Consider the following 10,919-nt stretch of genomic DNA (forward strand, 5'->3'; position numbering starts at 1 on the left):
CCAGCAAGGAGAATCGCCTATGACCCCGACGATCCGGCAGCTTCTGGCACGGATGGCGGCTGAGCCGCCGCATGTGGCCGATATGTCGCGCCGCCGCTTCATCGGCAACGCGGCGTCCTTCGGCCTGACCGTCGCGGCGGCGACGGCGCTGACCCGGCATCTGGCCGCACCGGCCATGGCACAGGGCGTCACGCTGCCGGAGATCACGGCGGTGCCGGAGAAGCTGAAAGGCTCCGGCGTCGTGCGGGTCTGTTCCTATGGCGGGGCGCTGCAGGACGCGCAGCGCCGCGCCTATTTCAAGCCCTTCGAGGAACTGACAGGCATCAAGGTGATCGAGGCCGAGGGGCCGGACATCGCCAAGGTCAAGGCGATGGTCGAGACCGGCAACATTGAATACGACGTGACGGAGCAGGAAGGTGCCTCCGTCCTTGCCCTGGCGGCCAAGGGGGATTACTGGGAGAAGATCGACTACAGCTTCTTCGACGTCGACAACATCGATGCCGCTTTCCGGCATGAGCTGCATGTGGACATGCTGCCCTATGCGCAGATTTTTGCTTATCGGAAGGATGCATTCCGGGGAAAGACGCCACAGAACAACAAGGATCTGTGGGATACCGCCGGCTTCCCCGGCCCGCGCGCCCTGATGGGCGGTGGTGCGCTGAGCCCCGACCTGGAAGTCGCGCTGATGGCGGATGGCGTGGCTCCGGGACAGGTCTATCCGATGGATGTCGACCGGGCGCTGGCCAGCCTGCGCCGCATCAAGCCGCAGGTGGTGAAATGGTGGGGCAGCGGCGCCCAGCCGGCGCAGCTGCTGGCGGATGACGAGGTGGCGATGGCCACCGCCTGGAACGGCCGCATCGCCGCCATCCAGGCCGCCGGCGCACCGGTGGAAATCGTCTGGCAGGACCAGTTGCTGCGCAATGACTGCTTCGCCATCCTCAAAGGCGCGCCCAACAAGGTGAACGCGCAGAAGCTGACCGCCTTCATCACCATGGCGGCGCCGCAGGCGCGGCTCTCCTCGCTGATCACCTATGGCTTCGTGAACAACAAGGCGGCGGAGTTGCTGCCGCCGGAGCGCCTGCGGCTGCTGCCGACGGCGCCGGACACCAAGCCCAAGCTGATCAACTATAACGCCGCCTGGTGGGCGGCCAACCTGGATGCGGTGAAGGGCAAATGGACCGCCTTCCTGCTGGGATGACCCGCCGATGACCGCCCGCCCGCTGCCGAAGAGCCTGTATGCCGATACGGCCCGCCCCGCCGTCCCGGCCCCGCCGTTGCAGGGGGACCGCACCGTCTCCGTCGCCGTCGTGGGCGGCGGCTTCACCGGTCTCTCCACCGCGCTGCACCTGGCGCAGGCAGGTACCGACGTGGCGCTGCTGGAGGCGCATGAGCCCGGCTGGGGCGCCTCCGGCCGCAATGGCGGCCAGGTCAACCCGGGCCTGAAGCACGACCCGGACGCCATCCTGCGCGATTTCGGGCCGGAGATGGGTGGGCGGATGATCCGCCTGTCCGGCGGCGCGCCGCAGGCGGTGTTCGACCTGGTGCGCGAGCACCAGATCCAGTGCGAGGCGCATCAGGGCGGCACCATCCGCGCCGCCTACCACCAGGCCGGCTTCGCCGAGATCAGCGCCGGCGCCAGCCAGCAGATCCGGCAGGGTGCGCCAGTGGAACTGCTGGATGCGGCGGCGATGCGCGGCATGACCGGCAGCGGCCGCTATGTCGGCGGGCTGATCGACCGCCGTGGCGGCAACGTCAATCCACTGGGCTATGCGCGCGGGCTGGCGGATGCGGCGCAACGGGCGGGGGCCGCCATCCATGGCGGCTCCCCGGTCACGCGCGTGGTGCGGGAGGATGGCCGCTGGGCCGTCTCCACCCCCACCGGCACGCTGCGGGCGGAGCAGTTGGTGCTGTGCACCAATGGCTATACCGACAATCTCTGGCCCGGCCTGCGGCGTAGCGTCGTGCCGGTGTTCTCCGCCATCGCCGCCACGGAACCACTGCCGGAGGCGCTGGCCCGCTCCATCATGCCGACCCGCTCGGTGCTGTACGAAATCGCCTCCATCACCGTCTACTACCGGCTGGATGCCTGGAACCGGCTGCTGATGGGCGGGCGCAGCGCCTTGCACGATACGTCCGACCCGCGGGAATACAGCTACCGTCGGCTGATCCGCTATTCCGAAACCCTCTGGCCGCAGCTCAAGGGTGTCCGCTGGGGGCATTTCTGGAACGGCCAGCTGGCCATCACCCCGGACCACTACCCACACCTGCACGAGCCCGCACCCGGGGTGATCGCCGCACTGGGCTATAACGGCCGCGGCGTGGCGATGGCGACGGCCATGGGCGGGCAGATCGCCCGGCGCATCCTCACCCCCGGCGCCGAGGTGGATATGCCCGTCACGGACCTGAAGCCGATCCCGTTCCATGCGCTCTGGCGCAGCGCGGTCGCGGCCCGGGTTACCTATGGGCGCATCCGGGATATGCTGGGGGTCTAGAATGCCTGGCTAGAAGGAAGGCTGGGGAAGGAATTCCCTAGTCCCCTTCTTTTCTTTTTTGAATGTTTGTGTGCGGCTTGTTGAGAGCGTCGTCTTGAGAGACGGCTGGGTGCGCCGGAGATCTGGAGCAGATCTCCATCAAATGGAATCACCTGATGGCGTGAAGATGCTCTTCAAAACAATAAGCTAGAGCATTTGAAGTGAGCCTGTGCGAACGGAAAATGCTCCAGGACCTCCGGCGACTAGGGTTCAGCCTTGTCGCCCATTTTAAATATCATCAAGCAGATTCAGCTCTCGTCCTGAGGCGTAACGCCAAACTCGAAGAAAAAAGAAGGGGCCCGGGGAATTCCTTCCCCAGTCTTTCTTATTCTCGGAGACCCTCAGTGCCCCAGGAAGCGCTTGGCCAGGCTGCTATACAGCGGCCGCCGGCAGACGAGACGGGAGACGAGGAAGGCAAGTAGCGAGGTCGCCATCAGCGGCACCATCAGCGCGTGGTTGCCGGTCATCTCCATGACGATGACGGCGGCGGTGATGGGGGCCTGCACCACCCCGGCGAAGTAGCCCACCATGCCCAGCAGCACGACGGCGGCGGCCGGCGCGTGCGGCACCAGGGCGGAAAGCCACTGGCCCAGCCCCGCACCGATGGAGAGCGAGGGGGCGAAGATGCCGCCCGGTATGCCGCTGAGATAGGAGGCGACGGTCGCCAGCAGCTTCCACACCATGAAGCTGTCCGGCAGGCCGGCCTTGCCTTCCACCAGCATCCTGGCCTGCTCATAGCCCGTGCCGTAGCTGGTGCCGCCGGAGGCCCAGCCGATGGTGGCGATCACCAGGCCGCAGCAGGCGGCGAAGGCGGCGGGCCGCCGGGCGGCGAAGCGGCTGACCACCTTGGGAAAAGCACGTGGCAGGTGCAACAGGGTAGAGCTGAAGCCGCCACCCAGCAACCCGCCGGCCACGCCGCACAGCCCCACCGCCAGCCAGCCCGGCCCGACATCCAGCGTCGCGTGGCTGACGCCGAAATAGACATAGTCGCCCACGGCCAGGATGGCGGTGATGCCGGCGATGACCACGGCGGTCAGCGTCAGGCTGCCGGTGCGGACGCGCAGGGAGTGGCTGAGTTCCTCGATGCCGAAGACCAGCCCGGCCAGCGGGGTGTTGAAGGCGGCGGCGACGCCGGCCGCGCCGCCGGCGAGCACCATGATGCGGATGGTCTCCGGCCGCGGCAGGCCCTGCCAGCGGCCGAGGGCGTGCATGATGGAGGCACCGACCTGCACGGTGGGGCCTTCCCGGCCGATGGAGGCGCCGCTGGCCAGGCCTAGCAGGGTCAGCAGCACCTTGCCGGCGGCGATGCGCAGGGTCAGCAGCGCGCCGACCCGTTGCGGGTCCGGCTCATGCAGGGCGGCGATCACCTGGGGGATGCCGCTGCCTTGCGCGCCGGGGAAGAACCAGCGCGTCAGCGCCAGGGAGAGCGCCAGCCCGGCCGGGGCCAGGATGAAGACCAGCAGCGGCTCGTAGCTCACGGCGCGCAGGAACAGGTGCTGCGCGCCATCCGCCAGCCAGGCGAAGGCCACCGCGACCAGGCCGACCAGCACGGCGCCAAGCCAGAAGATCAGGCGCCGCCGCCATTGCCTTGGGGAGAGCAGCGGCAGGCGGCGCAGGCGGCGCAGTTGCAGGCGTTCGGTGGGGAGGGCGGGGATCATGCGGGCTCCTTCGGCGTCTGGACGGCCGGCCGGTCCCGCTGTCGCCCTGCTTCCGCCGCGCCTGGCCGCTGGCGGAGGCCGCGGTCAGGCCGAGGCCGAGGGCCTGGGTGTCTCCAGGCTCTCAGGCGGCGCTACGGCCTTCATGCCAGTTGGCTCCCGGACTGACCAGCGTGGTGCCCGGGAGGCTGCCTTGCTGTCAGCCTTCCATCGTTACGCCGGTCAGGCGGACCATCTCCGCCCAGCGGGCGACCTCGGCCTGCTGGAAGGCGGCGAAGGCGGCGGGTGGCAGCGGGTCCGGGGTGAAGCCGGCGCCGGCGAGGCGCGCGACGATCTCCGGCTCCGCCAGGGCACCGAGCATGGCGGCGGAGATCCGCTCGACCGCGGCGGCCGGAGTGCCGGCGGGTGCGAACAGGCCGAACCAGGCGTCGACCGCCAGGTAGGGCGCGCCGGCCTCGGCCGCCGTCGGGATGGCGGGGAAGTCGGCCAGCCGGGCCTGGGCGCCGACCTCCAGCGCGCGCAGGCGCCCGTCCCGCACCAGCTGGGCGATGGAGGGGAAGGTGGCCACGTAGAAATCGACGATGCCGGCCACCGTGTCGGTCGCCGCCGGGGCGGCGCCGCGATAGGGGACGTGGGTTGCGTCCAAACCTTCCCGCCGCGAGAAGGTCTCCGAGATCACGTGGCTGGCGGAGCCGGCCTGGGAGGAGGCGTAGGTCAGCCGGCCCTTCTTGCCACGTTCCACCAGCTGCGCCAGCGTCTCGGATGGCGAGTTGGCCGGTACCACCAGCGCGTGGTGCACGGTGGCCAGCTTGGCGATGGGCACGAAGCTCTGGACCACGTGGTAGGGCAGGCGCGGCATCATCGCCTGGTTGCTGGCATGGGTCTGGTTGTGGCCCAGCACGATGGTGTTGCCATCGGGCGCGGCGTTGGCGGCGGCCTCGGTGCCGATGATGCCACCGGCGCCGCCGCGGTTCTCCACCACGATGGGCCGGGCCAGCGTGGCCTGCACCTTGTCCCCCAGCGCGCGGGCCAGGATGTCGGTCGGGCCGCCGGGCGGGGCGGGCACGATCAGCCGCAGCGGCACCGTCTGCGCCCGGGCGACGAAAGGCATTGCCAGGCCGGCGGCCAGGCCCGTGGACAGCAAGGTACGGCGGTGCATGACGATAGGCTCCCTCTGCGCCTCTGGGGATGAGGCTTGGCGGATGTGGTTAGCTTCGTGCCGCGTGGCGTCAAGGGGCCGGGTCGCGGTTCGCGCCGCTCAGCGGGGTGTCAGGCCCTCGGGCGCGGCCTGGCTGAGCGCGCGGGCGGCCTCCATGGCCAGTGGGCCGATGCGGCGGCGGAACGCCTCCACATCCCATTCGGAGAGCGAGCCGGCGACATGGATGGCGGCGACCGGGCGCCGCTGCGCATCCAGCACGGCGGCGGCCAGCACGACCTCGCCCAGCAGCGCTTCCTCCAGGGAGAGGGCGAAGCCGTCGCGTTGTGCCTCGGCGATCTTGGCGCGAAGGCCGGGCAGGTCGGTGACGGTCTTTGGCGTCATGCGGCGGCGGTCGGATTGCTCCAGGATCGCCTCGGCCTCGGCCGCCGGCAACGCTGCCAGCATGGCCCGGCCGCCGGAGGAGCCGAAGGTCGGCATGCGCCGCCCGACCAGCGTGGCGAAGAAGGTCTCCCGCTTGCTCTGCAGGCGCACGGCGTAGATGACGCTGGTGCCGTCGAACAGGCTGAGATCGACACGTTCCTGCGTGGTACGGCGCAGTTCCTGCAAGATCGGTGTGGCGCGCTCCACCAGCGGATTCATCCGCAGATAGTCGAAGGAGCGGTCCAGCAACCGCTTGCCGGGCACCAGGCCCTGGCCACCGGTGCCGCCGCCGGCGCGTTCCAGGTAGCCCAGCGCCTGCAAGGTGTGCGCGATGCGCTGTGCCGCGCTGCGGTCCATGCCCGTCGCTGCCGCCAGCTCGGCCAGGGAAAGCGGGCGGGCTTGCTGGCCGAAAGCCTCCAGCGCCCGCATCGCGCGTTCCACCGATTGCAGGAACAGCCGGTCGTCCACCGTCCTGGGCGCGGCCTCGCTGTTTCCCTTTGACAGCTTCATCGGTGCTTCCTACGCTTTTATTTCAATATGCTTGTATCGTTCAACGATACGAAAAAATCCAGCCCTTCTGGTGCGTCCAGACCGGCCAGGGCGGAAGGAGAGGCGGATGAGTGGTCGTTTCAGCGAGGGCCGCTTCAGCGGCCGTGTCGCCGCCGTCACCGGTGCCGGCTCCGGCCTCGGCCGTGCCGTGGCGGAGGCGCTGTCCCGCGAAGGCGCCCGGCTGCTGTTGTTCGACCGTGACGCGGACGCGCTGGCCAGCCTGGCCGCCCGTTGTCCAGAGGCGCACACAGTCGTCGGCGATGTTTCCTCCGCCGCCGATATGCAGCGCGCGGCGGAGGAAGGGCTGGAGCGCTTCGGCCCTGCCAGCCTGCTGGTGACGGCAGCGGGCATGCTGGGCCCGACCGTGCCCGCCGTGGAGGCCGAGGAAGCGGATTGGGACCGTGTCTTCGCCGTCAACGTCAAGGGCACCTGGCTGGCGGCCAAGAGCTTCATCCCGCAACTGCGCCAGGCAGGCGGCGGCGCGGTGGTGACGATGGCCTCGGCAGCCGGGCTGGTCGGATCGGTCTCGCTGCCCGCCTATTCGGCCAGCAAGGGCGCGGTGGTGCTGTTCAGCCGCAGCCTGGCCCTGGCGCATGCGCCGGAAGGCATCCGGGTGAACTGCGTCTGCCCCGGCTCCATCGAGACGCCGATGCTGGCCGCCACCTTTGCCGCCGCCGGGGACGCGCCGGCGCAGGCGCAGCGCGCGGCAGAATTCCGCGCGCGCCACCCGCTGGGGCGCTTCGGCAAGGCGGACGAGGTGGCCGAGACGGTACTGTTCCTGCTGAGCGACGGCGCCGGCTTCGTCACCGGTGTGTCTCTGCCGGTGGATGGCGGCCGGCTGGCCTGATTTCGGCATGGTATGCCGCGCATGGGATGCCGGCGGCGAGGAAGGGAAGCGGACATGATCGACATGAAGGTGAACTGGCCGAACGGCGCCCGTATCGCGGTGATGCTGACCTTCGACTTCGACGCGGAAACCCTATGGACGTCCCGCGACCCGGCCAATGCGCGCCGCCCGGGCATTCTCAGCCAGGGCACCTACGGCGCCCGCGTCGCCGTGCCGAAGATCCTGGAGACGCTGGCGGAGGAGGAGGTCAAGGCCACCTTCTTCGTGCCGGGCTGGACGGTGGAGAACCATGCCAGCCGCGGCGAGATGATCCTGAAGGGCGGGCATGAGATCGCCCACCACTCCTACTCGCATAACTGGATCGACCCCGAGTTCCCCGACAAGGAAGTCGAGGAAATGGAGAAGGGGCTGGAGGCGCTGAAGCGCGTGCTGGGCGTGGTGCCGAAGGGCTACCGTTCCCCGGCCGGGGAGAGCAGCGACAGCATGATCGGGCTGCTGCACCAACACGGCTTCCTGTACGATTCCTCGCTGATGGCGGATGTGAATCCCTATCGGCTGGAATTGCCGGAGGGCGGGCGCGGGCCGATCGAATTGCCCTGGCACTGGAGCCTGGACGATGCGCCGCACGCGCTGTTCTCGATCAAGAGCCCAAGGCCGATCTTTCCCAACTCGCATCTGCGGGAGATTTTCCAGGACGAGTTTCGCGAGATCTATCGCTGGGGCGGGTTGTACAACCTGGTGATGCACCCGCAGATCAGCGGACGGCCCAGCCGGGTGGCGCTGCTGCGGGAGATGATCCAGTGGATGAAGACTTTTCCCGATGTCTGGTTCGCCACGGGGGCGGAGGTCGCGCAGGCATGGTCCGCTGCGCACGAGACGGATGGAAGCCTGCGCGCCGGGGCCTGAAGCGGCCGGCGGTGTGACGCGAAGGATGAATGCCAGCGATCCGGCCGGCCGCTGTCAGCGGCAGCCGGGACCGGGGCACAGGGACACGACGCCGTACCGGCGCCATGAATGCAGGAGAGAGCACCGATGCTGAAGAATTGGCTGCGCCGCACCGTGCTGGCTTCGGCCGTGCTGGCTGCGGGATGGGGCGGCGCTGTGGCGCAGCCGGCGGAGCGCCCGTTGCGGCTGGTGGTGAATGTCGGGCTGCAGGTGCTGGACCCGATTGCCGGCACCTCCTTCATCACGCGCAATTTCGGCTACATGGTGTTCGATACGCTGGTAGCCATGGACAGCAAGGGCCAGTTCCAGCCGCAGATGCTGGAAGGCTGGACGGTCAGCGACGATGGCCTGACCTACACCTTCACCCTGCGACCGGGCCTGGAATGGCATGACGGCAAGCCGGTGACGGCGGAGGACTGCGTCGCCTCGCTGAAGCGCTGGGGCGCACGGGATTCCTCCGGCCGCCGGCTGATGGCGGCGACGCAGGAGCTGCGGGCGGAGAGCGAGAACCGCTTCGTGCTGCAATTGTCGCGACCTTTCGGCGGCGTCATCGACGCATTGGGCAAGCCAAGCGTGCACGTACCCTTCATGATGCCGGCGCGGCTGGCGACGACGCCGCCCACCCAGCCAGTGGCGGAAATCATCGGCTCCGGCCCCTTCCTGTTCGTCAAGGACGAGTGGGTGCCCGGTGAGCGCACGGTGTTCCGCCGCAACCCGCGCTACCGCCCGCGCAGCGAGCCGGCCGACGGGCTGGCTGGCGGCAAGGTGGTGCATGTGGAGCGCGCCGAGTTCGTCAATATCGCCGACCCGGCCACGCGCGCCGCCGCCTTGCAGAATGGCGAGGTGGATTACCTGGAATACGCGCCGCTGGATTTCCTGCCGGTGCTGGGCCGCGACCGCAACCTGCAACTGGCGCGGCCGGGCGGCATCGCGCAGATCATGGGCGGCGTCGCGCTGAACCATGCCCAGCCACCCTTTAACAACCTGAAGGTGCGCCAGGCGTTGCAACTGGCGCTGGACCAGAGCGAGATCGTTGCCGTGCACGGTCTGCCGGACGGGATGTTCCTGCCGAATTGCGGCGCCACCACGATGTGCGGCACGCGCTACAGCAGCGATGCCGGATCTGAGCCCGTGCGCTCGCCCAGCCTGGAACGCGCGCAGGCGCTGCTGCAGGATTCCGGCTATCGCAACGAACGCGTGGTGCTGCTGCATCCGGCGGATTCCGCGCTGATCAACCCGATGGCGATGGTGGTGGCGGACCGCATGAAGCGGGCCGGCTTCAATGTCGATGTGCAGACGCTGGACTGGGCCACCGTCGCCCAGCGCTGGCTGAGCCGGGAGCCGGTGGAGCGCGGCGGCTGGAGCGCCGTGCCGGTCGTCTATACCGGCTTCGACCTGTCCGACCCGCTGAGCAACATGGGCATCGGCTATAACTGCACCGGCACCACGCCCTGGCTGTATTGCGACGAGGCGCTGACGCCGCTGCTGCAGCGCTTCGAGGCCGAGGCGGACCTGGACAAGCGCCGCGCCATCATGGCGGAGATCAACCAGCGGGTCATCGCCAACGTGAACTTCCCGCTGACCGGCCAGTTCTCCAGCCCCGCGGTGTGGCGCAAGGAGTTGCAGGGCGTGATCGATTTCGGCTTCCCCGTGCTGTGGAATGTGCGGCGGGTGAGTCGCTGAGGCCATCGGCGCGCGTTTCCGGCGAAGCGCGCGCCATTAACCGGGACGAAAGACCGCTGCGGATAATCTTTTCGCGAGCAGAAAAACCTGCCGCCTGTGGAAAGAGATCCGCTGCCCATGAAGTCGAATCGTCCGCGCAAGCGCCGCCCTGCCGTGAAGGCATCGGTGGTCCTCGTCCCTGTTTTCATCTTCATGGGGGGCGCGGTGCTCTCCCAGGCAGGGGAGATCGTGAATTCGAACCTGTCGCTGACCGGCAACCTGAACGGGCAGCTGGGCAGCGGATATCTGGTGCAGAGCGGCACGCTCAGCATCTCGGATTCGGTGGTGACCAACTTCCATACGGTCGGCGGCAGCGGCAGCGGCGGCGGTGCCGGCCTGGGCGGCGCGCTGTTCATCAACCAGGGTGCCGCCGCCATCCTCAACAACGTCACCTTCACCGGTAACTCGGTGGCGGGCGGTACGGGCGGCACCTCCGCCCTGGCAGGCGGCGTGCTGAACGGGCTGGTGGCGCCGTTCGTCAATGGCGGCAATGGCGTGGCCGGCTTCACCTGGCAGGACAACGACGCGCTGGTGGGCGATGGCAACGGCAACGGCCTGGCCGGCACGCGCGGGGCCGATGCCGGCGACGGGCCGCTGGGCTTCGGCGGCAATGGTGGCCGTGGCGGCAACGGCCAGAGCGGCTGGAGCAGCAACCCGCTGCTGATCCAGGACGTCGCCACGGCCTCCCTGACCGCGGGTTCGGTCGCAGCGGCGCTGGCGGCCAAGATCACCGAGGAAGCCTCGGCCTGCGCCAATCCGCTGACGGGCAATATCTGCGCCGGCATGGTGGCCTCGGTGGCGCAGCTGGTGATCGACGTGGCCAATGCCGGTACCTCGCTGGGGCTGGCGATCGACCATCTGGATAGCTGGAACGCCGCCAACAACCGCGGCTCGGTGGGCGTGGGCGGCGATGGCGGCGCGGGCGGCGCGGGTGGTGCCGGCAGCTTCGGCCTGGGTGGCGGCGCCGGCGGCAATGGCGGCACGGGTGGCGGTGGTGGTGGTGGCGCCATCGCCGGCGCGGGTGGCGAGGGCGGTACCGGCGGTGCCGGCGGCTTCGGCGCCGGCGGCGGGCGTGGAGGTAGCGGCGGCAC

The 10,919-nt window shown here is 69.3% G+C and carries 8 protein-coding genes and 1 pseudogene; 6 read left to right on the forward strand and 3 right to left on the reverse strand.

Translation table 11 applies throughout. The features are described from left to right. Window positions 1-19 precede the first annotated feature (19 nt). Window positions 20-1,198, forward strand: a complete 1,179-nt coding sequence (locus IBL26_RS14475) for an ABC transporter substrate-binding protein (protein WP_187785212.1) — start codon at window positions 20-22, stop codon at window positions 1,196-1,198. 7 nt (window positions 1,199-1,205) lie between these two features. Further along, window positions 1,206-2,492 (forward strand): NAD(P)/FAD-dependent oxidoreductase, encoded by a 1,287-nt coding sequence (locus tag IBL26_RS14480; RefSeq protein WP_187785213.1) that lies wholly within the window; start codon window positions 1,206-1,208, stop codon window positions 2,490-2,492. Window positions 2,493-2,872: 380 nt separating this feature from the next. Here IBL26_RS14480 and IBL26_RS14485 read toward each other — a convergent pair whose 3' ends face one another. The 3 genes from IBL26_RS14485 to IBL26_RS14495 form a co-directional block, all read right to left on the reverse strand. Further along, window positions 2,873-4,189: a chloride channel protein gene (locus IBL26_RS14485; protein WP_241749382.1), complete on the reverse strand. Its 1,317-nt coding sequence runs from the start codon at window positions 4,187-4,189 to the stop codon at window positions 2,873-2,875. Between the two features lie 196 nt (window positions 4,190-4,385). Beyond that, window positions 4,386-5,345: a Bug family tripartite tricarboxylate transporter substrate binding protein gene (locus tag IBL26_RS14490; RefSeq protein WP_187785214.1), complete on the reverse strand. Its 960-nt coding sequence runs from the start codon at window positions 5,343-5,345 to the stop codon at window positions 4,386-4,388. Between the two features lie 99 nt (window positions 5,346-5,444). Next, complete coding sequence (locus tag IBL26_RS14495) at window positions 5,445-6,275, reverse strand: IclR family transcriptional regulator (protein WP_187785215.1); 831 nt, start codon at window positions 6,273-6,275, stop codon at window positions 5,445-5,447. 106 nt (window positions 6,276-6,381) lie between these two features. On the opposite strand from IBL26_RS14495, the gene IBL26_RS14500 reads away from it, so the two are divergent. The 4 genes and pseudogenes from IBL26_RS14500 to IBL26_RS25930 all read left to right on the forward strand — a co-directional run. Continuing rightward, window positions 6,382-7,161, forward strand: a complete 780-nt coding sequence (locus tag IBL26_RS14500; protein ID WP_187785216.1) for an SDR family NAD(P)-dependent oxidoreductase — start codon at window positions 6,382-6,384, stop codon at window positions 7,159-7,161. 54 nt (window positions 7,162-7,215) lie between these two features. Continuing rightward, entirely contained in the window at window positions 7,216-8,067 is an 852-nt protein-coding gene (locus IBL26_RS14505; RefSeq protein ID WP_187785217.1) for a polysaccharide deacetylase family protein, read from the forward strand. 126 nt (window positions 8,068-8,193) lie between these two features. Continuing rightward, window positions 8,194-9,789 carry an ABC transporter substrate-binding protein gene (locus IBL26_RS14510; protein ID WP_187785218.1) on the forward strand — a complete coding sequence of 532 codons (1,596 nt, stop codon included), beginning with the start codon at window positions 8,194-8,196 and terminating at the stop codon, window positions 9,787-9,789. A 117-nt stretch (window positions 9,790-9,906) separates the two neighbouring features. Next, window positions 9,907-10,919 (forward strand): annotated as a pseudogene (locus tag IBL26_RS25930) (hypothetical protein); the annotation flags it as partial.

Origin of the sequence: Teichococcus aerophilus (genome assembly GCF_014490485.1) — a bacterium.
Classification (GTDB): domain Bacteria; phylum Pseudomonadota; class Alphaproteobacteria; order Acetobacterales; family Acetobacteraceae; genus Pseudoroseomonas; species Pseudoroseomonas aerophila.

Excerpts from the sequence above, each read along its gene's own strand:
- IBL26_RS14475 (WP_187785212.1), top strand. The coding sequence starts at position 20 with ATGACCCCGACGATCCGGCAGCTTCTGGCACGGATGGCGGCTGAGCCG.
- IBL26_RS14480 (WP_187785213.1), top strand. The coding sequence starts at position 1,206 with ATGACCGCCCGCCCGCTGCCGAAGAGCCTGTATGCCGATACGGCCCGC.
- IBL26_RS14485 (WP_241749382.1), bottom strand. The coding sequence starts at position 4,189 with ATGATCCCCGCCCTCCCCACCGAACGCCTGCAACTGCGCCGCCTGCGC.
- IBL26_RS14490 (WP_187785214.1), bottom strand. The coding sequence starts at position 5,345 with ATGCACCGCCGTACCTTGCTGTCCACGGGCCTGGCCGCCGGCCTGGCA.
- IBL26_RS14495 (WP_187785215.1), bottom strand. The coding sequence starts at position 6,275 with ATGAAGCTGTCAAAGGGAAACAGCGAGGCCGCGCCCAGGACGGTGGAC.
- IBL26_RS14500 (WP_187785216.1), top strand. The coding sequence starts at position 6,382 with ATGAGTGGTCGTTTCAGCGAGGGCCGCTTCAGCGGCCGTGTCGCCGCC.
- IBL26_RS14505 (WP_187785217.1), top strand. The coding sequence starts at position 7,216 with ATGATCGACATGAAGGTGAACTGGCCGAACGGCGCCCGTATCGCGGTG.
- IBL26_RS14510 (WP_187785218.1), top strand. The coding sequence starts at position 8,194 with ATGCTGAAGAATTGGCTGCGCCGCACCGTGCTGGCTTCGGCCGTGCTG.